The organism is Streptomyces sp. NPDC030245 (genome assembly GCF_055572995.1).
In genome coordinates, this window is record NZ_JBVICF010000001.1 from 746921 (window position 1) to 773518 (window position 26598).

The window sequence follows — 26598 nt, forward strand, 5'->3', positions numbered from 1 at the left end:
CTCTGCCCTTGCGGCGCCTACTTGGCGGGCCAGGGCACCTGCGGCGACTTGTAGTAGCCGACGCCCAGCGCGTCCCAGCGCGGGGCCTGCGCGGCGAGCCGCACCTTGTACTTCTCCCAGTCGTGCGTGGCCGCGGGTGACCAGCCGAGCTCGGCGATGCCGGGCAGCCGCGGGAACGCCATGTAGTCGAGGTGCGCGGAGGTCGACAGCGTCTCCGTCCACAGCGGCGCCTCGACGCCGAGGACCGAATCCGCCGGCGCGCCCTGGAGGTACGTGGCCGGGTCCCAGTCGTAGGCGCGCCGCACCTCGACGTAGCCCGCCCAGGACAGACCGAGCGGCGTGTCCTTCGTGTATTTGTGGTCGATGTAGGCGCGGTCGGCCGGCGAGAGGACCAGCTTGGTGCCGTTCTTCGCGGCGTTCACGACCTGCTCGCGCTCGGCGGCGCCGGTCCTGTCGTAGCCCCAGTACTGCGCGACGGCGCCCTCGGCGGGCTTCGCTCCGGTCAGCTGGTGCCAGCCCAGCACCGTCTTGCCGTACTTGGCGACGATCGGCTGCACCTTGTCCATGAAGGCGACGAAGTCCTCGTGGCTGGTGGAGTGCGCCTCGTCGCCGCCGATGTGGATGTACTTGCCGGGCGTCAGCGCGGCGAGTTCGCGGATCACGTCGTCCACGAAGTCGTACGTCACGTCCTTCTTCACGCACAGCGAGCTGAAGCCGACCTCGATGCCGGTGTAGAGGGGCGGGGCGACGCCGTCGCAGTTCAGTTCGGCGTACGAGGCGAGCGCGGCGTTGGTGTGCCCCGGCATGTCTATCTCTGGGACGACCTCCACATACCGCGAGGCGGCGTAGTCGACGATCTCCTTGTACTGCGCCTTCGTGTAGTAGCCGCCCTTGCCGCCGCCGACCTGCGTGGAGCCGCCGTAGGTGGCGAGGCGCGGCCAGGAGTCGATGGCGATGCGCCAGCCCTGGTCGTCGCTGAGGTGCAGGTGCAGCTTGTTCATCTTGTAGAGGGCGGCCTGGTCGATGTAGCGCTTGACCTGGTCGACGGTGAAGAAGTGCCGGGACACGTCGAGCATGGTGGAGCGGTAGCCGTAGCGCGGCATGTCCTTGACGGTGCCGCCCGCGATCCGCCAGGGGCCGCGCTGCTTCGTCTTCTTCTCGACGGCGGCGGGCAGTTGCTGCCGCACGGTCTGTACGCCGTGGAAGAGGCCCGCGCCGCTCCAGGAGGTGATGGTGAGGGAGCCGCGCGTGGAGATGACGCGGTATCCCTCGTTGCCGAGGACCTTGTTCTCGGGTTCGGCGCTGATGCGCAGCCGGATGCCGTCGCGGCCCTCGCCGGTGGTGACGGGCAGCTTGAACCCGGTGGAGGGGCGCAGCACCTCGGCGAGGTACTCGCCGACGCGCCGCTCCTCGGAGTTGCCCTTGCCGACGCGGATGCGGGTCTTGGCGGTGATCTCGTAGCCGGCGCCGCCGGCCTCGGCGGCCAGGGGCGCGGGCACGATCTGGCCGAGCGGGGTGACGGCGGGGGCCCTCGCCTCGCCGGAGGCGGGTGCGTCGGGCGCGGCGGCGACCGAGGAGATTCCGACGGCCGCGACGAGCAGCAGCGAGCCGAGGATACGTGTCGTTCTGCTGTGCGATCTCACAAGCGGGTCCCTTCGACGGGCCGTGCGTCGCAAATCGAACGGTCTCCTTGGTAACCCGGGCCCCACAAGGGGTCAAGGGGTCAAGGGTGTAGACCTTTCACCCGACCGGGCGGTGCGAGAATCCCTGCATGGCGGAAATCATCCAGCGCGACGGGACCTGGACCTTCGACGGGGAGACGCTGCGCATCGTCCCCGGACGCGACAAGAGCGTGTCCCTGTTGCGCGCGACGCTGGGCGAACTGACCGTGCCGCTCGCGGCGTTGGCGGGCATCGCCTTCGAGCACGGCAAGAAGTCCGGGCGGCTGCGGCTGCGGCTGCGGGACGGCGCCGACCCGCTGCTCCAGGCGACGGGCGGGAAGCTGGCGGACTCCTCCGACCCGTATCAGCTGACGGTCGAGCCGGACCGGTACGGGGTCGCGGAGTACCTGGTCGACGAGGTCCGCAACGCGCATCTGATCGAACAGGTGCCGGCCACGCCCTGCGACGCCTTCCTGCTGCCCGGCCCGTCCGTGCCGCTCTCCGTCTCGGCGGGGGACGGCACGGCGAGCTTCGACGGGGAGCGCGTACGCCTGGAGTGGAACTGGAAGACGGAGGACGCGAAGACGGCGGCCGGCACCCGGTCGCTGGCGCTCGCCGACATCGCGGCGGTCGAGTGGCAGCCCGCGGTCGGCCTGGAGAACGGCTGTCTGCGGTTCACCGTGAAGAACGCGCCGACGAAGGCCCCGCCGAAGTACGACCCGAACTCCGTCGAGCTGTGGGGCTTCAAGAAGGACCCGCTGATGGCCCTGGTCGCCGCCGCCGTGCAGGCCCGCCTCCCGCACCCCTCGGCCCCGGCCCCGGCCCCGGCGGACGCGCCGTCCGCCGTCACCAAGAGCCTCACCCCGCCGCCCCCGGCCGACGACCACGACACGCTCCTGCGCCGCCTGCGCGAACTGGGCGAGCTGCACCAGGGCGGCATCCTCACGGACGAGGAGTTCGCGACGGCCAAACAGGCGGTCCTGCGCCGCATGTGACCACCGGTTCCACGCCACCGAGCACCGCCGCGACACGATCCTGCCCGATTCCGGGCAGGATTCTTGCGAAAGCCCATGCGATACCCCAGGATCAACGAATGCACGACGACCTGGTGGACCACCTCACCCGCAGCACCCCGCTCCAGCGGGGCGAAGCGCTGCGGGTCATCCAGGACGTGCTCGCCTACTTCGACGAGACGACCGAACAGTTCGTCCGTCGCCGCCACCGCGAGTTGCAGGGTCAGGGCCTGCTGAACGCGGCGATCTTCGAACAGATCTCGGCGGACCTCGCATACCGCGCGGTCGCACCCCCGGAGCTCTCGCTCCGGCAGCTGCGCCGCATCGTCTACGGCTAGGAATCCCTCTATGTGCGGAATCGTCGGATACATCGGCAAGCGTGATGTCGCCCCGCTCCTCCTCGAAGGCCTCCAGCGCCTGGAGTACCGCGGCTACGACTCCGCGGGCATCGCCGTCACCGGCCCCAAGGCCTCGGGCCTGAAGACGGTCAAGGCCAAGGGCCGCGTCCGTGACCTGGAGGCCAAGGTCCCCGCCCGCTTCAAGGGCACCACCGGCATCGCCCACACCCGCTGGGCCACCCACGGCGCCCCCTCCGACGAGAACGCCCACCCGCACCTCTCGCAGGACGAGAAGGTCGCCGTCGTCCACAACGGCATCATCGACAACGCCTCCGAGCTGCGCGCCAAGCTCACCGCCGACGGCGTCGAGTTCCTCTCCGAGACGGACACCGAGGTCCTCACCCACCTCATCGCCCGCTCCCAGGCGGACACCCTCGAAGAGAAGGTGCGCGAGGCCCTGCGCCACATCGAGGGCACGTACGGCATCGCCGTCCTGCACGCCGACTTCAACGACCGCATCGTCGTCGCCCGCAACGGCTCCCCGGTCGTCCTCGGCATCGGCGAGAAGGAGATGTTCGTCGCCTCGGACGTCGCCGCGCTGGTCTCGCACACCCGCCAGGTCGTCACCCTCGACGACGGCGAGATGGCCACCATCAAGGCCGACGACTACCGCACCTACACCACCGAGGGCTCGCGCACGACGGCGTCGCCGACCACCGTGGAGTGGGAGGCCGAGTCGTACGACATGGGCGGCCACGACACGTACATGCACAAGGAGATCTTCGAGCAGCCCGACGCGGTCGACCGCGTCCTGCGCGGCCGCATCGACGACCGTTTCTCCACCGTGCACCTCGGCGGCCTCAACCTCGACGCGCACGACGCCCGCAAGGTGCGCCGCGTCAAGATCCTCGGCTGCGGCACCTCGTACCACGCGGGCATGATCGGCGCCCAGATGATCGAGGAGCTGGCCCGCATCCCCGCCGACGCCGAGCCCGCGAGCGAGTTCCGCTACCGCAACCCGGTCGTGGACCCCGACACCCTCTACATCGCGGTCTCCCAGTCCGGCGAGACGTACGACGTGCTCGCCGCCGTCCAGGAGCTCAAGCGCAAGGGCGCCCGCGTCCTCGGCGTCGTCAACGTGGTCGGCTCCGCCATCGCGCGCGAGGCCGACGCGGGTGTGTACGTGCACGCGGGCCCGGAGGTCTGCGTCGTCTCCACCAAGTGCTTCACCAACACCACCGTCGCCTTCGGCCTGCTCGCCCTGCACCTGGGCCGCATCCGCGACCTGTCGGTCTCCGACGGCAAGCGGATCATCGAGGGCCTGCGCAAGCTGCCCGGCCAGATCTCGGAGATCCTCAAGCAGGAGGACGAGATCAAGAAGATCGCCAAGAGCTACGCGGACGCCCGTTCGATGCTCTTCATCGGGCGCGTACGCGGCTACCCCGTCGCCCGCGAGGCCTCCCTCAAGCTCAAGGAGGTCTCGTACATCCACGCCGAGGCCTACCCCGCCTCCGAGCTGAAGCACGGCCCGCTCGCCCTCATCGAGCCGGCCCTGCCGACGGTCGCGATCGTCCCGGACGACGACCTCCTGGAGAAGAACCGCGCCGCCCTGGAGGAGATCAAGGCCCGCAGCGGCAAGATCCTCGCGGTCGCGCACCAGGAGCAGGAGAAGGCCGACCAGACGATCATCGTCCCGAAGAACGAGAACGAGCTGGACCCGATCCTGATGGGCATCCCGCTCCAGCTCCTCGCCTACCACACGGCGCTGGCGCTCGGCCGGGACATCGACAAGCCGCGCAACCTCGCGAAGTCGGTCACCGTGGAGTAGCCGAAGGCCCCCGTCGAGCCGAGGCGTCGAGCCGCGACGTGAACGACCCCCTGTGCGTGCCACCAGCACACAGGGGGTCGTTCCTCAAGGGCCGGGGTCGCCCATTACCCCGACCCGCGCCGCCGACCGTTATGTACCCTTCACCAGTCCGCAAACCACCTCTACGCACGAGTAGATTTATCTGCTCATGAAACCGCCCGGACACGGGAGTTGAGGTCCGCCGGACGCAACTCACCGGCGCCCCGGGGGCGTTACGGAATGACGACGACGGGCCGCTGCGCGCGGCGCGCCAGCCGGCCCGCGACGGAGCCGAAGATGCGGCCGACGATGCCGTGCGTGGAGCCGACGACGATCGCGTCCGCGCTGTACTCGCGGCCGACCTCCTCCAGCTCGTGGCAGATGTCGCCGCCGCGCTCGACGAGGATCCACGGCACCTCCGCGAGGTAGTCCGCGCAGGCGAGCTCCAGGCCGAGCACTTCGGTGCGGTGGTCCGGCACGTCGACGAAGACCGGCGGCTCGCAGCCCGCCCACACCGTGGTGGGCAGCCGGTTGGCGACGTGCACGATGATCAGGCCCGAACCGGAGCGGTGGGCCATGCCGATCGCGTACGAGAGGGCCCGCTCGCTGGAGGTCGAGCCGTCGAAACCGACGACGACACCGTGCCTGAACGCGGGATCGCAGGAATGACGCGGTTCTTCCGCCGCTCGGGGGGTCGCCGTCGGATCGGCGACCTGCCGCTTGCGGTCCGCAGGTTCGAAGAATTCGTGACCGGCCATCGGTGTCTCGGCGAAGGAGTCCTCTGTGGGAGGGTCGGCTTTTTCTGGTGGTGCGAAGGTTCAGGACCTGGAAGGTCGTCCGAAGTTCAAGGACCTGGAAGGTCGTCCGGGAATCATCTTCCCAACCCCATACCCCCAAGGGTACGGCGAGACTCCTCTCCTGCCCAGAGCCTGCTCAAGCCTGCCCGGGACCTGCGAAGAGCCCCGCGCGCAGGCCGCCCCGGGCCTGCACAGGGCCGCCCGGCGTTCACCGGAGCATGCACGAGCGTCGCCCGGATGGCAATGGTTGCTGCCTCCTACAGGCGGTTTGCCCACCCGTCCGGCGCCACCCGGCGGCCTCCCCAGTGACCCGCCGGGTCGCCGGGCGTTGGACAGCGCTGGATCTCCGTACGCCACCGTCCCAGGGAGCACGCCGTGCCTGGACCCTCGCCCGCGTCCTCACCTTCCACCCTCTTCCCGCCTTCACCCGAGCAAGGCCGGCCCGGCCGGGACGGCGCGCACGAGCGGCACCCCGCCGCGGCCCCCGTGCCGCGCGTCCGCGGGCCGCGGGACACGCCCCCGGCGGACTCGGTGAGCGACGTGGTCCGCTGGGCCGCGTTCAGCTGCGTGCTGGTCCCCGTCGTGCTCGTCGGGTACGGCGGCTCACTGGCCGGCGCCGCCGGCGCGGCGCTCGGCCTCGTGGCCGTCACGGGGGTCTGCCGGGTGCTCCTGCGGCAGTCCGAACGGGGCGCCGCGCGACTGCTTGCAGAACAGAACAACGGGCACCGCGGACGGCACAGCAGAACGGGCACGGGGGCGCACAGGGGCACTCGTCACAGTGCCGACAGTGCGCCGGTGGACTGACCAATTCACACACACGCTCCCGTAGCTTTTCAGCCAACTTCCGGGGGCCGTCGATTCCTTGGCCGAACGCCCCCTCAACCCCCGTCCGACCAGGGCTGAAAGGCGCGCACGAGCCGCCCGCACCCTACGGGGACCGGCCATGGAGCCAAGGCGCACTTCCCAGCAAGCCGCCCGAGTGCAACGCTTCGTGATCGAATGCTTCACGCCAAGTTGCCATGTCGACAATCTGCCGAGTGATGAACTGGTCACCCCGGCAGCACGGGACGCAGTAGATTCGATCTTGACTGTATTACGGCGGGGGACTGGTGGAGGACCGAGGGGAAACGTGCAGCAGCGACAAGCGAGGCAAGCGCGTCAAGCACGTCAGGCACGTCAACAACAGGGAGCCGCGACGCCCGAGGGGGGTTTAGCACCATGAGCCACGACTCCACTGCCGCGCCGGAGGCCGCGGCTCGGAAACTCTCGGGGCGGCGCCGCCGGGAGATCGTAGCGGTGCTGCTCTTCAGCGGCGGTCCCATTTTCGAGAGTTCCATACCGCTCTCCGTGTTCGGCATCGACCGGCAGGACGCGGGGGTCCCCCGCTACCGGCTGCTGGTCTGCGCCGGCGAGGAGGGCCCGCTGCGGACCACCGGCGGACTCGAACTCACCGCGCCGCACGGCCTGGAGGCGATCGGCCGGGCCGGCACCGTCGTCGTACCGGCCTGGCGGTCGATCACCTCACCGCCGCCGCCGGAAGCGCTCGAGGCGCTGCGCCGCGCGCACGAGGAGGGCGCCCGCATCGTCGGGCTGTGCACGGGCGCGTTCGTCCTCGCCGCGGCGGGGCTGCTCGACGGGCGTCCCGCGACCACCCACTGGATGTACGCGCCGACGCTCGCGAAGCGCTATCCGTCCGTCCACGTGGATCCTCGCGAGCTCTTCGTCGACGACGGTGACGTCCTGACGAGCGCGGGCACCGCGGCCGGAATCGATCTCTGTCTGCACATCGTGCGCACGGACCACGGCAACGAAGCGGCGGGCGCCCTCGCCCGCAGGCTCGTGGTGCCGCCGCGCCGGGCCGGCGGCCAGGAGCGCTATCTCGACAGGTCTTTACCCGAGGAGATCGGCGCCGACCCGCTCGCCGAGGTCGTCGCCTGGGCGCTGGAGCACCTCCACGAGCAGTTCGACGTGGAGACGCTGGCCGCGCGCGCCTACATGAGCAGGCGGACCTTCGACCGCAGGTTCCGCTCGCTCACCGGCAGCGCGCCGCTCCAGTGGCTGATCACCCAGCGGGTGCTCCAGGCACAGCGGCTCCTGGAGACCTCCGACTACTCCGTCGACGAGGTCGCGGGCCGCTGCGGCTTCCGTTCGCCGGTGGCGCTGCGGGGTCACTTCCGGCGCCAGCTCGGTTCGTCGCCCGCCGCCTACCGCGCCGCGTACCGCGCGCGCAGGCCGCAGGGCGAGCGCGTGCTGGAGTCCGTGTCGGCGACGGCGCAGGCCGTGCCCACGCTGGTCGAGGCCGGCCCGGTGCCGACCCAGACCCGGCGCACGGCGGCCGCGAGCGCGCTCGGCCCCTCGACCTCGGTGCCGACCGATCCGGGCAAGCCGAACTCCGACGTGTATGCGCCAGGACGTGCTCCCCTGCCCGGCCAGAGGAGCGCGCCGTAGGGTTGGGGGCATGAACGATCGCATGGTGTGGATCGACTGCGAGATGACCGGGCTCTCGTTGACGGATGACGCACTTATCGAGGTGGCCGCACTGGTCACCGACTCGGAACTGAACGTGCTCGGCGAAGGTGTGGACATCGTGATCCGCCCGCCGGACGCGGCGCTGGAGACCATGCCCGAGGTGGTGCGCGCCATGCACACCGCCTCGGGTCTCCTCGACGAGCTGGCCGGCGGCACCACGATGGCCGACGCCGAGGAGCAGGTCCTGGCGTACGTACGGGAGCACGTCAAGGAGCCGCGGAAGGCCCCGCTGTGCGGAAACTCGGTCGGCACCGACCGCGGCTTCCTGCTGCGGGACATGCCGACCCTGGAGGAGTACCTCCACTACCGGATCGTCGACGTCTCCTCGGTCAAGGAGCTGGCCCGGCGCTGGTATCCGAGGGCGTACTTCAACAGCCCGGACAAGAACGGCAACCACCGCGCGCTCGCCGACATCCGCGAGTCCATCGCCGAGCTGCGCTACTACCGCGAGGCGATCTTCGTGCCGCAGCCCGGCCCCGACTCGGAGACCGCGAGGACGATCGCGGCCAAGCACGTCCTGCCTGCGGAGTAGCCTCCGCGAGCGCCCTGTGTACGGGGTCCGGAAAAGGTGTGCGCGAGCACCCCTTCGGACCCTGTACACTTTTTCTCGGCCGGTCGGAAGAACGACAAAAGACCGGACATGGTGGGTGTAGCTCAGTTGGTAGAGCACCTGGTTGTGGTCCAGGTGGCCGCGGGTTCAAGTCCCGTCACTCACCCTGAAGGAAGGGCCCCGGTTCGAGAGAACCGGGGCCCTTCCCGCGTTCACGCCCTTTCCGGGGCGGCCCGCCGGCCTCAGGAAGAGGCCCGCTCCACCAGTTCCGTGGGCAGTACCAGCTGGCGCCGCTCCAGGCGCCGGGCGGCCGCGGGGCGGCTGTCCGCGATCTCGGCGAGCAGCAGGTCGATCATGGCCCGCCCCATCTCCTCGATCGGCTGCCGCACGCTCGTCAGCGGCGGGTCCATGTGGCGGGCGATCGCCGAGTCGTCGAAGCCGACGAGCGCCACGTCGTCGGGTATACGGCGGCCCGCCTCGCGCAGCGCCTGCCGGGCGCCCGCCGCCATCACGTCGGAGCCCGCGAAGACCGCGTCCACCTCGGGACAGGCGGCGAGGAGCTCCCGCATCGCCCGCCGGCCGCCCTCCTCCGTGAAGTCGCCCGGCACGATCAGCCGCTCGTCCACCGCGCGGCCCGCGTCCCGCAGCGCGGCGCGGTAGCCGTCGAGGCGGCGCTGGGCGCCGTACACGTCGAGGCGGCCGGTGATGGTGGCTATGGAGGTGCGGCCGCGGGAGAGCAGGTGCTCCACGGCCGAGCACGCCCCGGCGTAGTTGTCGGAGTCGACGGAGGGCAGCGCTTCCTCGGCGGAGCGGCGGCCGCTGATCACCGCGGGGATCTCCAGCTGGGAGAGCAGGTCGGGGAGCGGGTCGTCGGCGTGCACCGAGACGAGGAGCACCCCGTCGACGCGGTGGGCGGCCAGGTACTGGGCCAGGCGCTGGCGCCGCTGGTCGCTGCCCGCGAAGATCAGCAGCAGCTGCATCTCGGTCTCGCTGAGCTCGGCGCCGACGCCGCGCAGGACGTCGGAGAAGTAGGGCTCGGCGAAGAAGCGGGTCTCGGGCTCGGGGACGACCAGGGCGATGGCGTCCGTGCGGTTGGCGGCGAGGGCGCGGGCCGCGGTGTTCGGGACGTACCCCAGCTCGGCGACGGCGGCCTCGACGGCCGTGCGGGTCGCCTCGCTCACCCGCGGCGAGCCGTTGATCACCCGGGAGACCGTCCCCCGGCCGACCCCCGCCCGCGCGGCGACCATTTCCAGAGTGGGCCGTCCGCCACTGCGGCCGCGCGCTGCGTGAGCTGCCATTGTCCGCCTCCCGTCACACTTCCCCCGGCGAGGAATGTAACAGCCCGATCTTCGCCGGGCCGATGGGCCGAACGCGGACGCCCCGTAACGGCCCGATAACCGAACACCTAACTCTCTGTCCGGTCCCTTGACACCCCCGGCCGCAGCCACGAGTCTTCAACTCATCACTTGTGGGAGCGCTCCCACACTACCTGACACGTACACAACCCGCACGTTCCCCGCCCGAGCCGCAGCGTGAACCAACGGGCCCAGCAGTGCAGTTGGCCGGGGGGTCGGCACGTCAGGCAACAGGAGGACGTCATGCGCACCAATTCCCGCCGGTCCCGCCGACTGGTGGCCTACGCGGCAGCGACCGCGCTGGCCGCGGGCCTGCTGACCGCATGTTCGAGCGACGACGACAGTGGCTCGGCAGGCGGCGACGGCAAGATCACGCTCAATGTCGGCACGTTCGGTGTACTGGGCCTGAAGCAGGCGGGCCTCTACGACGAGTACGAGAAGTCGCATCCGAACATCAAGATCAAAGAGAACGTCATCGAGCGGAACGACGCCTACTACCCGAAGCTCCTCACCCAGCTTCAGTCCGGCGCGGGTGTGAACGACGTGGCGGCCGTCGAAGTCAGCAACATCACCGAGGTCGTGCAGACCCAGGGCGCCAAGTTCGAGGACCTGGGCAAGGCCGAGGGCGTCGAGAAGTCGACGTACCTCGACTGGAAGTGGGAGCAGGCCACGACCGAGGACGGCAAGACGATCGGCCTCGGCGTCGACATCGGCCCGACGGCGCTCTGCTACCGCAAGGACCTCTTCGAGAAGGCGGGCCTGCCCACCGACCGCGAGCAGCTCGCGAAGGAGTGGGCCGGCGACTGGGACAAGTACGTCGCCATGGGCGAGAAGTACATGGAGAAGGCGCCCAAGGGCAGCAAGTTCGTCGACTCCGCCGCCAGTGTCTACAACGCCGTCTTCGCCGGTGCGAAGGAGCGCTACTACGACAAGGGCGGCAAGGAGATCTACGAGGACAGCCAGGGCCGCAAGGACGCCTGGAACGCGGCGATGAAGGTCGCGCAGGGCGACATGTCCGCCAAGCTCAAGCAGTTCGACCCGACGTGGGACCAGGGCTTCGCCAACGCCAGGTTCGCCACCGTGGCCTGCCCCGCCTGGATGGCCGGGTACATCCAGGAGAAGACGGGCCCCGGGGGCAAGGGCCAGTGGGACATGGCCAAGGCGCCCACGGACGGCAACTGGGGAGGAACGTTCCTCGGCGTGCCGAGCGCGGGCAAGCACAAGAAGGAGGCGACCGAGCTCGCCGTCTGGCTGACCCAGCCCGAACAGCTCGCGAAGGTCTTCGCCAAGCAGGCCAGCTTCCCGTCCACCCCGTCGGTCTACGACACGCTGAAGCCGTCGCCGGCCACGAAGGCGTACTTCAACGACGCGCCCATCACGGAGATCTACGCCGGGATCGCGAAGAACACCCCCTCGGCCGTCTACGGCCTGAAGGACGCCCAGATCGGCCAGTCCATCACGGACATCGGTGTGCTCCAGGTGGAGCAACAGGGCAAGTCCCCGGCTGAGGGCTGGAAGGCGGCGCAGGAAGAGATCAAGGACGTTCTGGGACAGTGACGCCCATGTCCGAGACCGCCGAGTACGCCGAGACCGCGTCCCCCGGTGAGGGGGGCGCGGCCCCGGCCGCGTCCGGGAGCCGCAAGGCCTCCCCCACGTCCTCGTGGCGCAGCCGTCTGTACCGCTGGGACATAAAGGCGTCGCCGTACGTCTTCGTCGCGCCCTTCTTCCTCTTCTTCGGCGCCTTCGGCCTCTTCCCGCTGCTCTACACCGGCTGGGCGTCGATGCACCGCCTGTCGCTGACCAACCTCGACGACAGCACCTGGATCGGCCTGGAGAACTACACCAACCTGTTGCAGAGCGACTACTTCTGGAACGCGCTCGGCAACACCTTCACGATCGGTGTCATCTCCACCGTCCCGCAGCTGGCCGTCGCCCTCGGCATCGCGCACCTGCTCAACTACAAGCTGCGCGGCTCCACGCTGTGGCGGGTGGCGATGCTCGCTCCGTACGCCACCTCGGTGGCGAGCGCCTCGCTGGTCTTCACGCTGCTGTTCGCGTGGGACGGCGGCATGGTCAACTGGATGATCGGGTCGGTGGGCATCGACCCCGTCAACTGGCGCGAGTCGTCGTGGGGTTCGCAGTTCGCGGTCTCCTCGATCGTCATCTGGCGGTGGACCGGGTACAACGCGCTGATCTATCTGGCGGCGATGCAGGCGGTGCCGCACGACCTGTACGAGTCGGCCTCGCTGGACGGCGCCTCGCGCTGGCAGCAGTTCCGGCACGTGACGATCCCGATGCTGCGGCCGACGATCCTGTTCACGGTCGTCGTCTCCACCATCGGGGCGACCCAGCTCTTCGGCGAGCCGCTGCTGTTCGGCGGCACGGCCGGGTCCAAGGGCGGCGCCGACCACCAGTTCCAGACGCTGGGGCTCTATCTGTACGACCAGGGCTGGATCAACGGCCACCTGGGCCGCGCGTCCGCCGTGGCCTGGCTGATGCTCGTGATCCTGCTGCTCATCGCCGCGGTCAATCTGCTGATCGCCCGACGACTGAGGAAGGACCGATGAAGTCCCGCACACACCGGCCGGGCAGCCCGAAGGCCGGCCGCACGATGCACGCGGGGCCCGTGACCTACCTCGTCCTCGCACTGTTCACGGCCGTCTCCCTCGCGCCGCTGATCTGGACGGCGGTCGCGGCCTCCCGGACGAGCGGGCGGCTCGCCCAGACCCCGCCGCCCCTCTGGTTCGGCGGCAACCTCTTCAAGAACCTCGAACGCGCCTGGACCGAGGCGAGCCTCGGCGACGCGATGCTCAACACCACGATCGTGGCGGGCAGCATCACCATCGGCACGGTCCTGTTCTCCACCATCGCCGGATTCGCCTTCGCCAAGCTGAAGTTCAGGTTCAGCGGCGCGCTGCTCCTGCTGACCATCGGCACGATGATGGTGCCGCCGCAGCTCAGCGTCGTACCGCTCTATCTGTGGGTCGCCGACCTTCAGTGGACGAACCAGCTCCAGGCGGTGATCCTGCCGACGTTCGTGAGCGCCTTCGGCGTGTTCTTCATGCGGCAGTACCTGCTCCAGGCGCTGCCGAGTGAGCTGATCGAGGCGGCGCGGATGGACGGCGCCAGCAGCCTGCGGATCATCTGGCACGTGGTGTTCCCCGCGGCGCGGCCCGCGATGGCCGTCCTCGGGCTGCTCACGTTCGTCATGGCGTGGAACGACTTCCTGTGGCCGATCATCGCGCTCAACCAGTCGAACCCGACCGTCCAGGTGGCGCTCAACTCGCTGGGTACGGGGTACATCCCCGACCGGGCGGTGATCATGGCGGGTGCGCTGCTCGGCACGCTGCCGCTGCTGCTCGCGTTCGTCCTGTTCGGCAAGCAGATCGTGAGCGGCATCATGCAGGGCGCGGTCAAGGGCTGACCTTCCTCCCGGGAGCCCTCGGGCTCCCGGGCTTCCCCCTCCCCCTCGTACCTCTTCCTCCTCTCCACCCTTCTCATGGGAGCGCTTCCATGCCTGAACCCCTGGCTTTTCCCGCAGACTTCCTCTGGGGGACCGCCACCTCCGCGTACCAGATCGAGGGCGCCGTGCGTGAGGACGGCCGCACGCCCTCCATCTGGGACACCTTCAGCCACACCCCGGGCCGGACGGCCGGCGGTGACACCGGTGACGTCGCCGTCGAGCACTACCACCGCTACCGCGACGACGTGGAGCTCATGGCGGACCTGGGCCTGAACGCGTACCGGTTCTCCGTCTCCTGGTCGCGCGTCCAGCCCACCGGCCGCGGCCCCGCCGTCCAGCGGGGCCTGGACTTCTACCGGCGCCTGGTCGACGAGCTGCTCGGCCGCGGCATCCGGCCCGCCCTGACCCTCTACCACTGGGACCTGCCGCAGGAGCTGGAGGACGCGGGCGGCTGGCCGGCGCGCGAGACCGCGTACCGGTTCGCCGAGTACGCGGGCATCGTCGGCGAGGCGCTCGGCGACCGCGTGGAGTCCTGGATCACCCTCAACGAACCCTGGTGCAGCGCCTTCCTGGGCTACGGCTCCGGCGTGCACGCCCCCGGCCGCACCGACCCGGCCGCCGCCCTGCACGCCGCCCACCACCTCAACCTCGCGCACGGCCTCGGCACCCAGGCGCTGCGCGCCGTCCTGCCGGCCCGCGCCGGTGTCGCGGTGAGCCTCAACTCCGCGGTGGTCAGGGCGGTCTCGGACGCGCCGGGGGACCAGGACGCCCGGCGGCGCATCGACAACCTCGCCAACGGCGTCTTCCACGGCCCGATGCTGCACGGCGCCTACCCGGCGGACCTGTTCGCGGACACGGCCGGGATCACCGACTGGTCCTGCGTACGGGACGGCGACCTGGCCGCCATTCACCAGCCGCTGGACGCGCTCGGCCTCAACTACTACACGCCCGCGCTGGTCTCGGCCGCGCCGGACGGCTCCGCGCACCGGCGCGCCGACGGGCACGGGGTGAGCGAGCACTCCCCGTGGCCCGGCTCCGACGACGTCGCCTTCCACCAGACGCCCGGCGAGCGCACCGAGATGGGCTGGACCATCGACCCGACGGGCCTGCACGAGCTGATCATGCGGTACTCGCGGGAGGCGCCCGGGCTCCCGCTGTACATCACCGAGAACGGCGCGGCCTACGACGACAAGCCCGACCCGGACGGCCGCGTCCACGACCCGGAGCGCATCGCCTACCTGCACGGCCACCTGAGCGCCGTCCGCCGCGCCATCGCCGACGGGGCGGACGTCCGGGGCTACTACCTGTGGTCGCTCCTCGACAACTTCGAGTGGTCGTACGGCTACGGCAAGCGGTTCGGTGCGGTCTACGTCGACTACGAGACGCAGGTCCGCACGCCGAAGTCCAGCGCCCACTGGTACGCGACGGTCGCGGGGGCGGGCGCGCTGCCGGCGCAGTCCGTCGTGGGCTGACGGGGGCGGGCGGACCGGCGCGCGGACCGGCGCGTGGACTGTGACTTTCGGCTGAGCGCACCGTATGAGGGCTGGGCCGCCCCGGTGATCATTTAGCCGGGCAGGGTGCCGCCGCTTCTTGCGCGCCGGGCGGCACCGGTTGACTGGGCGGGTCCGCGGCGCGGCCGTTCCCGCCGCCGCGCCGCCCCTTGTTCGCGGTCTGAGGAGCAGTGCATGTCGCAGATCACCGGTCCGGCCCCCGGCACGGCCTTCCCCCGTCTGGGGTGGGTGGACGAGCTGCTGCTGCCCGCTCTCCAGGCGGCCGTGGCGACCCTGCCCGCGGCGGAGCGCCGGGCGGCGGGCTACCACCGCGGCTGGTGCGAGGCCGACGGCACGCCTGCGGTGGCGGTGGCCGGCCGGGGCAAGACGGTCAGGCCCGCGCTGACGCTGCTCTCCGCGGTGGCGGTCGGCGGCACTCCGCACGACGCCCTGCGGGGCGCGGTGGCCGTGGAACTGGTCCACGACTTCACGCTGTTGCACGACGACGTGATGGACCACGACGCCCTGCGCCGCCACCGCCCGGCCGTCTGGTCGGCGTTCGGCACGGCGTCGGCCGTCCTGACCGGTGACGCCCTGCTGGCCGCGGCGATGCGGGAAGTCGCCCACGCCCCCGCGGAGTTCGCGGCCGTGGCGGTGCAGGAACTGGTCCGCGCCCTGCTCGACCTGGTCGAGGGGCAGAGCCTGGACCTGGCGTTCGAGAGGACCCCCGAGGTCTCCGTGGCGCAGTACCTGACCATGGCGGAGGGGAAGACGGGGTCCCTGATGGGCTGTGCCTGCGCCCTGGGCGGCGCCCTCTCCGGGGCCGACGGCGAGCGCGTGCGGGGACTGCGGGAGTTCGGCCGCCGCCTCGGCATCGCCTTCCAGTGCGCCGACGACCTGATGGGCATCTGGGGCCGCACGGCACGCAGCGGCAAGCCGGTCGGGGCCGATCTGGCGGCGCGCAAGAAGTCCTTCCCGGTCGTGGCGGCGCTCGCGGGCGACTGCTCCGCCGCCGAGCGGCTGCGGGCGCTGTACGCGTCGCCGCACCCGCTGGGTGCCGAGGAGGTCGACCTGGCGCGGGAGTTGGTGGAGAAGGCCGGCGGGCGGCAGGCCGCCGAGGAGGAGTCCGGGCGGCAGCTGTCGGCCGCGCTGCGGGCCCTGTCGTACGCCCGGCCGACGGCGGACGCGTACCGGCAGCTTCAGGAGATCGCCTCCACGATGGTCCGGCGGGATTCCTGACGGCGGCCGGTCCGCGGGATTCCTGACGGCGGCCGGCCCGCGGGGATTCCTGACAGCGGTCGGCCCGTGGGCGTGACTTCGTCTCCCGTGGGCCGTTGACCGTGCGGTGGACGCGCGACAAAACGCGCTGAACGTACCACCACCGCCCGAATGGGATTCCTCGTGACGAAACGCAGTGGAGTTGTACAGCAGGCCGACCCCGGCGCGCGGACCGCCCCCGGCGCGGGCCTGCCGGGCGACGTCCCGGCCGTGTCCGCCTATGGACTGCGGGTGGACCGCGGCAGCCACACGGTCCTGTCGAACGTCACCTTCACCGTCCCCCGCGGCTGCATCGTGGGCCTGCTCGGCCCGAGCGGCTGCGGCAAGACGACGCTGCTGCGGTCCGTCGTCGGCGTGCAGGAGGCCACCGCGGGCCATGTCCAGGTCCTCGGATACGGCGCGGGCGCCCACCAGTTGAAGACCCGGGTCGGGTACGTCACGCAGGCCCCGTCCGTCTACGCGGACCTCACCGTCCTGGAGAACCTGCGCTACTTCGCCGCCGCACTCGGCATGCGGGGCTGGCGCCGGGAGGACGCGGTGGTCCGCGTGGTCAAGGAGGTCGACCTCGCGGGCTACGCCGACAAGCTCGTCGCGAGCCTCTCCGGGGGCCAGTACTCCCGGGTCTCACTAGCCGTGGCCCTCCTGAACAAGCCGGACCTGCTGGTGATGGACGAACCGACCGTCGGCCTCGACCCGATGGTGCGCCGCGAGCTCTGGCTGGTCTTCCGGCGGCTCGCCACGGAGGGAGCCACCCTGATGATCTCCAGCCACGTCATGGACGAGGCCGACCGCTGCGACCGGCTCCTGCTGATGCGCACGGGCCGGCTCCTCGCCAGCGCCGACCGGGAGTCGCTGCTGGAGCACACGGACTGTGCGGATGTCGAGGAGGCGTTCATGCACCTGGTCGAGGCCGCGCGGGCCGCGGAGGCGCGGGCCCGCCAACGCGCCGCTTCCCAGAGCCTCTTCCCCGAGCTGTCCGGCCTGCTCGACCAGCCGTCCGCCCCCGATGCCGAGCGGTCCTTCTTCGCCACGGACGCCCGCTCATGAGCACTGCCCGCCTGACCGAACGGCTGCCCTTCTCCCCCACCATCACCGGCGCCACCGCCGTCCGGGTCCTGCAACAGGTCTCCCGCGACAAGGGCAGCACCGCCCTGCTGCTCGGCATCCCCTGCATGCTCATGGTGCTGCTCAAGCTGATGTTCCACGACTCCGACAGCACCCTCCAGCGGGTCGGGCCGCAGGTCTTCGGCGTCTTCCCGGTCATCGTGATGTACCTGGTGGCGTCCGTGTCGACGCTCCGCGAACGCACCACGGGCACCGCCGAACGGCTGCTCACCATGCCGGTGCGGCGGCTCGACATCGTGCTCGGCTACAGCCTCGCCTTCGCCTTCCTCGCGCTGTTGCAGGCGGTCCTGTCCACGCTCCTGTCGGTCGGCCCGCTGGGCCTCGACATCGAGGGACCGGCGTATCTGCTCATGGTCATCGCCATGCTGGGCGCTCTGCTCGGCCTCGCCCTCGGGCTGCTGGTGAGCGCCTTCGCGCGCAACGAGTTCCAGGCGGTGCAGTTCCTGCCCGCGGGGGTCCTGCCGCAGTTCCTGGTGTGCGGGCTCTTCGTGCCGCGGGACGAGATGCAGGGCGCGCTGGCGGCCGTGGCCAAGCTGATGCCGATGACGTACGCCGTCCAGGCCGCCGGCGAGGCCGCCAACCACCCGGGTGTCACCGGGATCTTCATCAGGGACGCCCTGCTGATCCTGGGGTGCGTGATCCTGGTCCTCGTCGCCAGCGCCGCCACGCTCAAGCGCTGAGAACGCGAGGAGGGTGGGAACCGTCCCGGGACGGTTCCCACCCTCGTCGTGCGGCTGACGTCAGTCCCGCAGGTCCCACCCGAAGCCACCGGAGACGTTGCCCTGCCGCGGGACGTCGAACGGACCCACGTGCACCGGGTGATCGTGGTCCCTGTGGTCCCGGTGGTCACTGTGGTACTCGTGGTCCCCGTGGCCCCCGTAGTACGTGCCCGAGACATCGGGCCCCGGGTAGCGCACGTTGTGGTCCGAGGGCGCCGAGGCGGCGGCCGCTGCCGCACCACCCACCATCACCGCGACGGCGGCAAATGACACGAAGGCCATACGGCTGAACCGCACTGACATGAAAATCCTCCTGCGAGAAAAGCATGGAAACGGGAAACGAGAATCGGCTGTTTCAGCCTAGCGGCCCGCAGGGGACATGAGGCGGGAAAAACGCCGCACACACGCAAGTGCGTCAAATAGAAGCAGCAAAAGGGAAACGTGACAGGAATGAGCAGAAGGACAATCGCCCGACCATTCGTATTCGTATTCTTCTTCCTCGCGGCGTTGCCGGTCTGCCCACCGCCCGCGTGGGCCGGGTCCGCGACGGCCGGTCTGCTCGACGAGGTCAATCAATACCGGGCCGACGCCGGCTGCCCCTCCGTGCGGCCACGGGACTCCCTCGGCAGGGCGGCCCAGCGGCACAGTGACGACATGTCCCACCACGAGCGCCTCGACCACGCCGGGAGCGACGGCAGCCGCCCGGTCGACCGGATGCGGGAGGCCGGTTACCGCCCCGGCCCGGCCGGCGAGGTCATCGCGGCCGGCTCCGCCACCCCGGACGGCACCGTCGCGCTGTGGCTGGACAGCCCCTCGCACCGGGCCGTCGTCCTCACCTGCCGGTACACCGACGCGGGCGTCGGCGTGGCGGACGGCCCCGGCGGCCCCTGGTGGACGCTGGACCTGGCCGCCGGGGCCTGAGCTCAGCCGAGGTCCGCGTGCCACCACCAGGCGATGCCGGGCGCGCCCTCCACCGGACCCGGCCGGGTGTCGGACGGCTCGTCGGCGTAGCTCAGCAGCGAGTCGTCCATCTCGTCGGGCCAGTGCCCCTGGCTGAGGTAGCGCGGCACCCGCATGCCCCACTCGTTGTTGCCGCGGATCGCGTACCGGAGGCCTTGCAGGTACGTCGCGAGATCCGGGCCCGCGGTCGGGGCGACCCGGTCGTACAGCCGCAGGAACCGCAGGAGCACGCGGTCGCGCAGCGCGCCGGCCTCGTGGACGGCGTCCTGGAGCGGGATGCCGCGCTCGGCCATCAGGACGGTGTAGATGTTCTGGTCCGTGTGCCCCCTGGCCAGCTCCTTGTGCAGCGAGTGCCGGTCGTTGTCGAGGGAGGCGACCATCGCCGCCATCTCGGTCAGCGCCCGGACCGCGGGGCGGTGCATGTCCCGGTCCGGGACCTCCGCTCCGGTGGCCAGTTCCAGCAGCGCGGTGGTGGGGAAGCCGCCCGCCGACAGCAGCCTCATCGTCAGGAAGTCGTCGAGGCCCGGCATGCGGCCCACGGCCTGGTTGCCGATCTGCCAGGCCACGCCCGACAGCCAGGCCCGGTGGGCGTGGACGAAGCGGCTGACCTGCGTCGGCGGCGCGAAGGAGCGGAAGCGGCGCATGATGTCCTGCAAGGCGCGGGCGTACCGGTCGTCGGGCCTCGCCGTACCGGTCTCGCAGGCCCGCTGGACCTGTCCCGCCAGGGCGTTGAACTGTGCGGGGCGGGTGCTGAGCGGCCCGGTGTCGCAGCGGGCGTCGTCGAAGGCGAAGCCCCAGTACACCCAGAGGGACGTCGCCAGCAGCCGCTCGTCGTCGGCCACCGGCGCCATCCGGCCGGTGAAGTCGGTGCTGTGCGTCGCCACGACCCACGCCTTCTCGCGGTCCGACGCGCACATGCCGCTGTCGCCGATCCACTGCACGGCCTGTTCGTCGACCTGCCGCACACGGGGGTGGAGGACGGATTCCAGCGGACAGAAAAGGGGCGGCAGTTCCACTTCGGACAGTCGGTTTTTCACGGCAGTACAAACCTTCCGGCGAATGGTCGGGGAAGTCCCCGATCATCTGGGACCTCGTCCGATGACGCGACAAGGCAGGCCCGGGGAGAAAGAGCATCCTTCGAAGGAATGGCGGGAAATGTCCCGTTGACCGCGCGGCGTGACCGGCTCGAATTCGCGTCGTTGTAGCGGGCATGCGATCCCGTACGTATCACCGTGCCGCCGTCCTTCTCGTCTCCCTGCTCGCCCTTCAGGGCGGTGCGACCGCCGTCGCCGACGGCCGGCAGCCGCCCGCCCCGCCCGCACAGGCCGGCCCGCTCGCGCCGTTCGAGCAGGGAGCCTCCGCCTTCGCGTCCGTGGCGGCGCCGTTCGTCGACGCGGCCAGTCGGACGATGTTCCCGAGGAAGTAGCGGTCCCCGGCCTGCGTCACGCCGGCCGGCTCGCCCCCGGGGCCCGCTTGCGGCCGCGCACCGCGGTCCCCCGGTGCCCCCGGCGTCCCTCCGCCGGGCGGCGGGCGTCCCGCTGGATCCAGACGCGGACCTCGGTGCCGCCGAGGACCGAGCTGCCGATGCGGACGTCGCCGCCCGTCGACTCGGCGAGGCGGCGCACGATGTCGAGGCCGAGCCCCGTGGAGCCGGCCTCGCCGGAGCCCGCGCCCCGGGCGAGCGCGGCCGCCGGGTCGGCGATGCCGGGGCCCGCGTCGGAGACGAGCACGATCACGGCGTCCTCGCCGCTGTGCACGTCCACCGAGAAGGCGGTGCCCTCGGCCGTGTGCCGGAAGACGTTGCCGAGCAACGCGTCGAGGGCGGCGACCAGTTCGGCGCGGGCCACCGGGATGCGGACCGGCTCCTCCACACCGGCCACCCGCGCTTCGCGCCCCTCGTCCTCGGCGAGCGCCGACCAGAACGCCATCCGCTCCCGGATCACCTCGGCGGCGTCGCAGCCCGCGCCGGACCCGGCCCTCGCGGTCTGCGGCTTCGCGTCGCGCGCGGTGCGGATGATGGTGTCGACCTCGCGCTCCAGCGTCTCGACCGCCGTGCGGGTCTGCTCGGCGGCGGGTCCTTCGCCGAGCGAGGCCGCGTTCAGCCGGAGCACGGTCAACGGCGTACGCAGGCGGTGCGACAGGTCGGCCGCCAACTCCCGCTCATGGGCGAGGAGTCTGACCACCTGGTCCGCCATCGAGTTGAACGCCACCGCGGCCAGGCGCAGCTCCGTCGGCCCCTCCTCCGGCACCCGCGCCCCCAGCTTGCCCTCACCGAGGTCGTGGGCGGCGCCCACCAGACGCCTGGCGGGCCGGACCATGCGGACGCCGAGCCGGTCCGCGACCGCCACCGAGCCGATGACGAGCGCGATGCCCACGCCGGCGAGCACCAGCCATGCCGTGGTCACGCCATTGCTGACCTCGGCCTCGGGGACGTAGATCTCCACGACCGCCGTGCCCGAGCTGAGCGCGGTCGGTTGCAGGACCACGAAGCCGCCGGGCACCCCGGTGGTCCTGGCCCGGCCCTCCTCGCGGGTCGCCGCCACGGCCCGCGCCCCGGCCCTCGGCTCGCCGACCTCGAAGGCCTCGGCGCCGTCGACGGCCGGTACGTACACGGCCATCCGGCCGTCGCCGCCCGCCTCGGACGAGGCGACGGCCCGGGTGAGCTCCTCGCGGTCGGTGGTGATGGAGAGCGTGGGGCCCATGCCCGCGCCGTGCCGTTCCGCGTTCGAGACGGCGCGGTCCCTCGCCATCTCCTTGACGACGAGGCCCAGCGGCACCGCGAAGGCCACCACGACCATCGTCGTGACGGCCAGGCAGACCTTGACCAGGGCCCATCTCACAGCTGGGGCTCCGGCAGCGGAGGCTCCAGCTTCACGCCGACACCGCGCAGGGTGTGCAGATACCGCGGCCGGGCCGCCGTCTCGCCCAACTTCCGCCGCAGCCACGACAGGTGTACGTCGATGGTCTGGTCGTCGCCGTAACTCTGCTGCCAGACCTCGGCGAGCAGTTCCTTGCGCGGCACGACGACGCCGGGCCGCCCGGCCAGGAAGGCGAGCAGGTCGAACTCGCGCCGGGTCAGGTCGAGCCGCGCGCCGTCCAGCTCGGCCTGGCGCCGCAGCGGGTCGATGGCGAGCCCGCCGACGCGGAGCACACTGCTCGGCGGTGCCTCACCGGCCGCCGTCCGGGCGCGGCGCAGCACGGCCGCCATGCGCGCCGACAGGTGCTCGACGGAGAACGGCTTGGTGAGGTAGTCGTCGGCGCCGTCGTTCAGGAGCCGCACGATCTCCGTCTCGTCGTCCCGCGCGGTCGCGATGATCACGGGGACGTCCGTGATGCCGCGGAGCATCTTCAGCGCCTCCGACCCGTCGAGGTCGGGCAGGCCGAGATCCAGGATCACCACGTCGAAGCGGAAATGGGCGACCTCGCGCAGCGCCTCCAGGGCCGTGCCGACGCTGCGCACGGTGTGCGCCGCCTCGGTCAGGTGCCGGATGAGGGCGGAGCGGACGAACTGGTCGTCCTCGACGACGAGCACACTTGCCATGGGCGGCACCGTACGCCATACGGAGGAACGCGGTCCCGCCCCCGGGTGCCCGTGCCCGCGGGGGACAGGGGCGCGTCGCGTGGTGCAGTATGGCCCGCGATGCGCAGCGGACTCGTACACACGATCGCCTGGTCGCTCGCCACGGGCGCGGCGGTCACGCTGTCCTGGTGGGGCGTCCACACGGTGCTCGCGGGCACCGCATACGACCCGCCGCGCGCCCTGCCGCTCGCGGGTGACGACGGCGGCGCGGACCGCGCGGAACCGCTGTCCTCCTCCACGCACCGCCCCGAGCCGCCATCGACAGAGAAGCCCGAGAAGTCCCGGAAGCCCGCGAACGCGTCGGAGGCGCCGAAGACCCCGAAGCCCCCGGATTCCGCCGGCCCCTCCGGATCCTTCGGGACGGACTCCGACGAGCCTTCGGCCCCGCCGCCCACGAAGCCCGGCACCGGCACCGTGAAGAACTACACCACCGACGGCGGCCGGGTCGTCTTCGACCTCGGCAGTCACTCCTCGACGCTGGTCTCGGCGACACCTGCGGCGGGCTGGTCGGTGCAGACGTGGAAGCAGGACAAGTGGATCCGGGTGGAGTTCACCGGGGGCGCGGCCCGCGTCTCGGTCTTCTGCACCTGGCACGACACGGCGCCGCGAGTGGAGATCGACAAGTCCTGACCGCTCGGCCCGCCCGCTCGTTCAGCGGAAGACGGACGGCGGCGGCGCCGGTGAGGCGACCGCGCCGGCGTCGGTGACGGCCGCCGCTCCCCCGCCGAAGTCCCGCAGCGCGCGCCCGTGTTCGACCCGGCCGGGGTGCGGGTCGCCCGCGCACCGCCGGGTCAGCTCGGCGACGGGGAGCTCCCGGTCACAGGCGAGCAGCACGGCGTTGCCGAAGCGTTTGCCGCGGAGCACGGCGGGGTCGGCGGCGAGGGCGAGTTCGGGGAAGAGCACGGCGGCGGTGGCGAGCTGGCCGCGCAGGTGTGCGAGCGGCGGGCCGTCGGCGAGGTTGGCGGTGTAGTACCCGCCGGGTTTCAGGACCCTGCGTATGTCGGTGAGGAATTCCGTGCTGGTGAGGTGGGCGGGGGTGCGTGCCCCGCTGAAGACGTCGGCGATGACGAGGTCCGCCCAGCCGTCAGGGATCTTGGCGAGGCCTTCGCGGGCGTCGGTGCCGCGCACCCGTATGCGGCTCTGCGGGTCCAGTGGCAGTTCGCGGCGGACCAGTTGGACGAGGGCGGTGTCGCGCTCGACCACCTGCTGGGTGGAGCGGGGGCGGGTCGCGGCTATGTAGCGGGCGAGGGTGAAGGCGCCGCCGCCGAGGTGCACGGCGTGGACGGGCTTGCCGGGCGGGGCGACGAGGTCGGCGATGTGACCGATCCTGCGCTGGTACTCGAAGTCGAGGTACGCGGGGTCGTCGAGGTCGACGTGGGACTGCGGGGCGCCGTCCACGAGCAGCGTCCAGGCGCGCGGCCTGTCGCGGTCGGGCATGAGTTCGGCGAGTCCGCCGTCCACCTTCTCGACGACGGCCTCCCGCGCTTCCCGGGCCCGCTTCTTCCTTGCCATCCGGCCATTATCGGCGTACGCGAACGGCACGGCCCGCCGGCGGTGTGCCGGGGTGCGGCGGGCGGGCTCAGCGGCAGTTGTCGGCGGCCTCGATGGTGCGGGCGGCCTGGCCGAGCGCGGCCCGCAGGACGGCCGGGTCGGTGACGGGGTCGGTCTCGCCGCCCGGCGGGAGCAGCCAGCCGGTGCCCGCGACCGGCGGGTCGGGGACGACGGGCTCGGCGAGCCCGTCCTGTCCCTCCTGGTCCGGCTCTCCGGCGCCCGGGTGCGCGTACACACTCATGCCGCGGCCGTAGGTCTGGGTGCAGGCGCTGCCCGGCAGGTCCCAGCCGTCGGCGGTGCCCGGCGGCACGAGGAAGCCGAGGGTGGCGCAGCCGCCGTCGTGCAGGACGGGGCCGATGGTGTCGCCCGCGCCGCGGCGCAGGATGTCGACCGCCTCCAGGCCCTGCCTGGCCGGGACCGTGACCAGGTCGCAGCACTCGTCGTCGCAGGGCAGCGGGCCGGGGGGCGGGGCGCTGCGGTCCTGGGTGGGCCGGTGTCGCGCCGTGGTCAGGGACGCCGGGGACATGCCGTCCCCCGTACGGGAGTCGCCGTTCTCCGTGCCGATCTCCAACAAGGAAACCCCTCCTCGCCAGTGCGGCAGCCGCCCGGCTACCGCTCCTCGTGGTTCAACGCGCGAGTGCGTCAACAGGCACTGCGGCGCGCCGCCGCAAAGGATGGCACTTCATGGCGGATCCCGGGTGAGATATCCGGTTTGTAGCTAAACACCGCGTGGCGGACCCGTCACAGCCGGTACGTTCGTGCTCCGCCGGAACGGGGCAGGCCCGCGAGACCCATGGCGCGGGCGCGGCATGCCAGTGCGCGAGTGTGTGCGCCGTCCGGCACGATCCGCACGAGAGGGTCCGGCCATGGCGTCGTCACCGATGACATCGTCAACTCAGTCCCCACGACCGAACCTCGCATTCCGGCAACTCCGCGGCCGGCGCTCGCCCGGCGAGTTCGCCGCGGCCGTCCGGCGGTCCGCCCGCGAGATCGGTGAGCGCGTCAGCTGCGACGCCCGCTACATCGGACGCGTGGAGGCGGGCGAGATCCGCTGTCCCAACTACGCCTACGAGCGCGTGTTCCTGCACATGTTCCCCGGCCGGTCCCTGACCGATCTGGGCTTCGCCCCCCGCGCCCTGGTGCGCGGCAGGGGGGCGCGCGCCGAACAACCGACCCCGATCCAGTCGTACGAGTCCCCTCCGTCCGGGTCCGACTCCCGCGCCTGCGATGCGTACGCGGTCCAGACCCACGAGGAGAGCGACGTGCAGCGTCGCGCGTTCATGACCGGTTCCACGGCCACCGTGGCCGCCGCCCTGGGGCCCATCGGCCTCTCCCTGGGCGGCCCGGCGGAGGCGGCCGCCCTGCGCGGCCGCAGGGTCGGCGATGCCGAGGCCCGCGCGGTCGAGGAGGCCGTGCGCAAGATCAGGCTGCTCGACGACCGGCACGGCGCCGACGGCCTCTACCGGCGCGCGGCCGCCCCCCTGCGCACCGCCTACACCCTGCTCGACGCGGGGACCACCACCCGGCAGGCCACCTCGGACCGGCTGCACGCGGGCGCCGGTGAGCTGGCGATCTCCGTCGGCTGGCTGGCACACGACTCGGGCCGCTTCGACGACGCCCGCTCGCACTACGCCGAGGCCCTGGCGACGGCCCGGGTCTCCGGGGACGACGGCCTGGAGGCGCACGCCTTCTGCAACACGGCCTTCCTCGCGCGGGACGCGGGGCGGCCGCGGGAGGCGGTGCGGGCGGCCCAGGCGGCCACGCGCGCCGCCCGCCACCTCGGCTCGCACCGGCTGCTCTCGCTCGTCACGCTGCGGGAGGCCGGGGGCTGGGCGGGTCTCGGCGACCGCTCGGGCTGCGAACAGGCGCTGGCCCGCGCCCACGGCCTCTTCGACCGCGGGGAACGCGCGGAGGACCCGGAGTGGATGAGCTTCTACGGTCCGGCCGAGTTCGCGGCCCTGGAGGCGCAGTGCTGGTCGGCCCTCGGCGAGTGGGCGCGGGCCACCGGGCACGCCCGGCTTGCGGTGGCCACCGCCTCCTCGCACACCCCGCAGTTCACCAGGAACATCGCGCTCTACACCGCCGAGCTCGCCGACGACCTGGCCCGCGCGGGGCGCCCCGACGAGGCCGCGGCGGCGGGCCTCGAAGTCCTCGCGCTGCTGGGAGAGGTGCAGTCCTCGCGCATTCAGTCGATGCTCGCCACGACGGCGCGGGTGCTCCTGCCGCACCGCAGCACCTCGGGGGTGAGCGACTTCCTGGAGAGGCACGCCGCCCTGCCGCGGGCGGTCTAGCCGTCGGGTGGGGTGGGACCGTCGGGCGGGTGTGGCTACAGGCACCGGGCCG

At 71.8% G+C, this 26598-nt stretch carries 26 protein-coding genes and 1 tRNA gene; 18 read left to right on the forward strand and 9 right to left on the reverse strand.

From position 1 onward, the window contains the following. Nucleotides 1-17: 17 nt before the first annotated feature. On the reverse strand, nt 18-1643 hold the full coding sequence (locus ACZ4Z4_RS03235) for a beta-N-acetylhexosaminidase (RefSeq protein ID WP_468321378.1): 1626 nt from the start codon (nt 1641-1643) through the stop codon (nt 18-20). Between the two features lie 128 nt (nt 1644-1771). Here ACZ4Z4_RS03235 and ACZ4Z4_RS03240 point away from each other — a divergent pair, with 128 nt between their 5' ends. The 3 genes from ACZ4Z4_RS03240 (at nt 1772) to glmS (ending at nt 4840) form a co-directional block, all read left to right on the forward strand. Then, nucleotides 1772-2656 (forward strand): DUF4429 domain-containing protein, encoded by an 885-nt coding sequence (locus ACZ4Z4_RS03240; protein WP_468321381.1) that lies wholly within the window; start codon nt 1772-1774, stop codon nt 2654-2656. 98 nt (nt 2657-2754) lie between these two features. After that, the gene (locus ACZ4Z4_RS03245) at nt 2755-3012 is read left to right on the forward strand and encodes a hypothetical protein (RefSeq protein ID WP_468321384.1); all 258 of its coding nucleotides are present in this window, start codon (nt 2755-2757) and stop codon (nt 3010-3012) included. 10 nt (nt 3013-3022) lie between these two features. Then, nucleotides 3023-4840 carry a glutamine--fructose-6-phosphate transaminase (isomerizing) gene (glmS, locus tag ACZ4Z4_RS03250; protein WP_468321386.1) on the forward strand — a complete coding sequence of 606 codons (1818 nt, stop codon included), beginning with the start codon at nt 3023-3025 and terminating at the stop codon, nt 4838-4840. Between the two features lie 251 nt (nt 4841-5091). Here glmS and ACZ4Z4_RS03255 read toward each other — a convergent pair whose 3' ends face one another. After that, nucleotides 5092-5616, reverse strand: a complete 525-nt coding sequence (locus tag ACZ4Z4_RS03255; protein ID WP_398298007.1) for a universal stress protein — start codon at nt 5614-5616, stop codon at nt 5092-5094. Between the two features lie 414 nt (nt 5617-6030). Between ACZ4Z4_RS03255 and ACZ4Z4_RS03260 the strand changes: the two genes are divergently transcribed. The 4 genes from ACZ4Z4_RS03260 (at nt 6031) to ACZ4Z4_RS03275 (ending at nt 8900) form a co-directional block, all read left to right on the forward strand. Next, entirely contained in the window at nt 6031-6459 is a 429-nt protein-coding gene (locus ACZ4Z4_RS03260) for a hypothetical protein (RefSeq protein WP_468321389.1), read from the forward strand. Between the two features lie 414 nt (nt 6460-6873). Continuing rightward, nucleotides 6874-8103 carry a helix-turn-helix domain-containing protein gene (locus tag ACZ4Z4_RS03265; RefSeq protein ID WP_468321392.1) on the forward strand — a complete coding sequence of 410 codons (1230 nt, stop codon included), beginning with the start codon at nt 6874-6876 and terminating at the stop codon, nt 8101-8103. A gap of 10 nt (nt 8104-8113) precedes the next feature. Then, nucleotides 8114-8716, forward strand: coding sequence for an oligoribonuclease (gene orn, locus ACZ4Z4_RS03270; protein ID WP_468321393.1), 603 nt, complete (start codon nt 8114-8116; stop codon nt 8714-8716). A 111-nt stretch (nt 8717-8827) separates the two neighbouring features. Then, nucleotides 8828-8900, forward strand: a tRNA-His gene (locus ACZ4Z4_RS03275). A gap of 76 nt (nt 8901-8976) precedes the next feature. On the opposite strand, the gene ACZ4Z4_RS03280 is transcribed toward ACZ4Z4_RS03275, so the two are convergent. Further along, complete coding sequence (locus ACZ4Z4_RS03280; RefSeq protein ID WP_468321394.1) at nt 8977-10032, reverse strand: LacI family DNA-binding transcriptional regulator; 1056 nt, start codon at nt 10030-10032, stop codon at nt 8977-8979. Nucleotides 10033-10332: 300 nt separating this feature from the next. Between ACZ4Z4_RS03280 and ACZ4Z4_RS03285 the strand changes: the two genes are divergently transcribed. From ACZ4Z4_RS03285 to ACZ4Z4_RS03315, 7 genes are all read left to right on the forward strand, one after another. Further along, entirely contained in the window at nt 10333-11646 is a 1314-nt protein-coding gene (locus tag ACZ4Z4_RS03285) for an ABC transporter substrate-binding protein (RefSeq protein ID WP_468321397.1), read from the forward strand. 5 nt (nt 11647-11651) lie between these two features. After that, nucleotides 11652-12656, forward strand: coding sequence for a carbohydrate ABC transporter permease (locus ACZ4Z4_RS03290; RefSeq protein WP_404750523.1), 1005 nt, complete (start codon nt 11652-11654; stop codon nt 12654-12656). Next, nucleotides 12653-13513: a carbohydrate ABC transporter permease gene (locus tag ACZ4Z4_RS03295; RefSeq protein WP_468321399.1), complete on the forward strand. Its 861-nt coding sequence runs from the start codon at nt 12653-12655 to the stop codon at nt 13511-13513. The genes ACZ4Z4_RS03290 and ACZ4Z4_RS03295 overlap by 4 nt, the downstream gene beginning before the upstream one ends. Nucleotides 13514-13602: 89 nt before the next feature. After that, a complete protein-coding gene (locus ACZ4Z4_RS03300; protein ID WP_468321402.1) occupies nt 13603-15024 on the forward strand; it encodes a GH1 family beta-glucosidase in 1422 nt (473 codons plus the stop codon). Nucleotides 15025-15237: 213 nt separating this feature from the next. Next, nucleotides 15238-16281, forward strand: coding sequence for a polyprenyl synthetase family protein (locus ACZ4Z4_RS03305; protein ID WP_468321404.1), 1044 nt, complete (start codon nt 15238-15240; stop codon nt 16279-16281). A 162-nt stretch (nt 16282-16443) separates the two neighbouring features. Next, nucleotides 16444-17367 (forward strand): ABC transporter ATP-binding protein, encoded by a 924-nt coding sequence (locus ACZ4Z4_RS03310; RefSeq protein ID WP_468321407.1) that lies wholly within the window; start codon nt 16444-16446, stop codon nt 17365-17367. Further along, nucleotides 17364-18125, forward strand: a complete 762-nt coding sequence (locus ACZ4Z4_RS03315) for an ABC transporter permease (protein WP_468321409.1) — start codon at nt 17364-17366, stop codon at nt 18123-18125. The genes ACZ4Z4_RS03310 and ACZ4Z4_RS03315 overlap by 4 nt, the downstream gene beginning before the upstream one ends. A 60-nt stretch (nt 18126-18185) precedes the next feature. Here the strand turns inward: ACZ4Z4_RS03315 and ACZ4Z4_RS03320 are convergent, their stop codons facing one another. After that, nucleotides 18186-18467: a hypothetical protein gene (locus ACZ4Z4_RS03320; RefSeq protein ID WP_468321410.1), complete on the reverse strand. Its 282-nt coding sequence runs from the start codon at nt 18465-18467 to the stop codon at nt 18186-18188. Between the two features lie 147 nt (nt 18468-18614). Here ACZ4Z4_RS03320 and ACZ4Z4_RS03325 point away from each other — a divergent pair, with 147 nt between their 5' ends. Further along, nucleotides 18615-19085 (forward strand): CAP domain-containing protein, encoded by a 471-nt coding sequence (locus ACZ4Z4_RS03325; protein ID WP_468321412.1) that lies wholly within the window; start codon nt 18615-18617, stop codon nt 19083-19085. Between the two features lie 2 nt (nt 19086-19087). On the opposite strand, the gene ACZ4Z4_RS03330 is transcribed toward ACZ4Z4_RS03325, so the two are convergent. Next, nucleotides 19088-20161 carry a terpene synthase family protein gene (locus tag ACZ4Z4_RS03330; protein ID WP_468321415.1) on the reverse strand — a complete coding sequence of 358 codons (1074 nt, stop codon included), beginning with the start codon at nt 20159-20161 and terminating at the stop codon, nt 19088-19090. A 173-nt stretch (nt 20162-20334) separates the two neighbouring features. Between ACZ4Z4_RS03330 and ACZ4Z4_RS03335 the strand changes: the two genes are divergently transcribed. After that, complete coding sequence (locus ACZ4Z4_RS03335; protein WP_468321419.1) at nt 20335-20550, forward strand: hypothetical protein; 216 nt, start codon at nt 20335-20337, stop codon at nt 20548-20550. A 16-nt stretch (nt 20551-20566) separates the two neighbouring features. Here ACZ4Z4_RS03335 and ACZ4Z4_RS03340 read toward each other — a convergent pair whose 3' ends face one another. Both ACZ4Z4_RS03340 and ACZ4Z4_RS03345 read right to left on the reverse strand, forming a co-directional pair. After that, on the reverse strand, nt 20567-21964 hold the full coding sequence (locus tag ACZ4Z4_RS03340; RefSeq protein ID WP_468321421.1) for a sensor histidine kinase: 1398 nt from the start codon (nt 21962-21964) through the stop codon (nt 20567-20569). After that, the gene (locus ACZ4Z4_RS03345) at nt 21961-22665 is read right to left on the reverse strand and encodes a response regulator transcription factor (RefSeq protein WP_468321424.1); all 705 of its coding nucleotides are present in this window, start codon (nt 22663-22665) and stop codon (nt 21961-21963) included. The genes ACZ4Z4_RS03340 and ACZ4Z4_RS03345 overlap by 4 nt, the downstream gene beginning before the upstream one ends. 99 nt (nt 22666-22764) lie before the next feature. On the opposite strand from ACZ4Z4_RS03345, the gene ACZ4Z4_RS03350 reads away from it, so the two are divergent. Then, entirely contained in the window at nt 22765-23334 is a 570-nt protein-coding gene (locus tag ACZ4Z4_RS03350) for a hypothetical protein (protein WP_468321426.1), read from the forward strand. Between the two features lie 21 nt (nt 23335-23355). Here ACZ4Z4_RS03350 and ACZ4Z4_RS03355 read toward each other — a convergent pair whose 3' ends face one another. Further along, nucleotides 23356-24216, reverse strand: coding sequence for a spermidine synthase (locus ACZ4Z4_RS03355; RefSeq protein WP_468321428.1), 861 nt, complete (start codon nt 24214-24216; stop codon nt 23356-23358). A 67-nt stretch (nt 24217-24283) separates the two neighbouring features. Further along, nucleotides 24284-24826, reverse strand: a complete 543-nt coding sequence (locus tag ACZ4Z4_RS03360) for a hypothetical protein (RefSeq protein WP_468322111.1) — start codon at nt 24824-24826, stop codon at nt 24284-24286. A gap of 295 nt (nt 24827-25121) precedes the next feature. Here ACZ4Z4_RS03360 and ACZ4Z4_RS03365 point away from each other — a divergent pair, with 295 nt between their 5' ends. Next, nucleotides 25122-26546, forward strand: coding sequence for a tetratricopeptide repeat protein (locus ACZ4Z4_RS03365; protein ID WP_468321431.1), 1425 nt, complete (start codon nt 25122-25124; stop codon nt 26544-26546). Nucleotides 26547-26598 lie beyond the last annotated feature (52 nt).

What these genes read in the sequence shown, in the direction of transcription:
- ACZ4Z4_RS03290 (WP_404750523.1), top strand. Translation starts at nt 11,652, where the DNA reads ATGTCCGAGACCGCCGAGTACGCCGAGACCGCGTCCCCCGGTGAGGGG.
- ACZ4Z4_RS03295 (WP_468321399.1), top strand. Translation starts at nt 12,653, where the DNA reads ATGAAGTCCCGCACACACCGGCCGGGCAGCCCGAAGGCCGGCCGCACG.
- ACZ4Z4_RS03285 (WP_468321397.1), top strand. Translation starts at nt 10,333, where the DNA reads ATGCGCACCAATTCCCGCCGGTCCCGCCGACTGGTGGCCTACGCGGCA.
- ACZ4Z4_RS03300 (WP_468321402.1), top strand. Translation starts at nt 13,603, where the DNA reads ATGCCTGAACCCCTGGCTTTTCCCGCAGACTTCCTCTGGGGGACCGCC.
- ACZ4Z4_RS03365 (WP_468321431.1), top strand. Translation starts at nt 25,122, where the DNA reads ATGGCGTCGTCACCGATGACATCGTCAACTCAGTCCCCACGACCGAAC.
- ACZ4Z4_RS03305 (WP_468321404.1), top strand. Translation starts at nt 15,238, where the DNA reads ATGTCGCAGATCACCGGTCCGGCCCCCGGCACGGCCTTCCCCCGTCTG.
- ACZ4Z4_RS03355 (WP_468321428.1), bottom strand. Translation starts at nt 24,216, where the DNA reads ATGGCAAGGAAGAAGCGGGCCCGGGAAGCGCGGGAGGCCGTCGTCGAG.
- ACZ4Z4_RS03325 (WP_468321412.1), top strand. Translation starts at nt 18,615, where the DNA reads ATGAGCAGAAGGACAATCGCCCGACCATTCGTATTCGTATTCTTCTTC.
- glmS (WP_468321386.1), top strand. Translation starts at nt 3,023, where the DNA reads ATGTGCGGAATCGTCGGATACATCGGCAAGCGTGATGTCGCCCCGCTC.
- ACZ4Z4_RS03240 (WP_468321381.1), top strand. Translation starts at nt 1,772, where the DNA reads ATGGCGGAAATCATCCAGCGCGACGGGACCTGGACCTTCGACGGGGAG.
- ACZ4Z4_RS03335 (WP_468321419.1), top strand. Translation starts at nt 20,335, where the DNA reads ATGCGATCCCGTACGTATCACCGTGCCGCCGTCCTTCTCGTCTCCCTG.
- ACZ4Z4_RS03280 (WP_468321394.1), bottom strand. Translation starts at nt 10,032, where the DNA reads ATGGCAGCTCACGCAGCGCGCGGCCGCAGTGGCGGACGGCCCACTCTG.
- ACZ4Z4_RS03245 (WP_468321384.1), top strand. Translation starts at nt 2,755, where the DNA reads ATGCACGACGACCTGGTGGACCACCTCACCCGCAGCACCCCGCTCCAG.
- ACZ4Z4_RS03315 (WP_468321409.1), top strand. Translation starts at nt 17,364, where the DNA reads ATGAGCACTGCCCGCCTGACCGAACGGCTGCCCTTCTCCCCCACCATC.
- ACZ4Z4_RS03320 (WP_468321410.1), bottom strand. Translation starts at nt 18,467, where the DNA reads ATGTCAGTGCGGTTCAGCCGTATGGCCTTCGTGTCATTTGCCGCCGTC.
- orn (WP_468321393.1), top strand. Translation starts at nt 8,114, where the DNA reads ATGAACGATCGCATGGTGTGGATCGACTGCGAGATGACCGGGCTCTCG.
- ACZ4Z4_RS03345 (WP_468321424.1), bottom strand. Translation starts at nt 22,665, where the DNA reads ATGGCAAGTGTGCTCGTCGTCGAGGACGACCAGTTCGTCCGCTCCGCC.
- ACZ4Z4_RS03265 (WP_468321392.1), top strand. Translation starts at nt 6,874, where the DNA reads ATGAGCCACGACTCCACTGCCGCGCCGGAGGCCGCGGCTCGGAAACTC.
- ACZ4Z4_RS03350 (WP_468321426.1), top strand. Translation starts at nt 22,765, where the DNA reads ATGCGCAGCGGACTCGTACACACGATCGCCTGGTCGCTCGCCACGGGC.
- ACZ4Z4_RS03255 (WP_398298007.1), bottom strand. Translation starts at nt 5,616, where the DNA reads ATGGCCGGTCACGAATTCTTCGAACCTGCGGACCGCAAGCGGCAGGTC.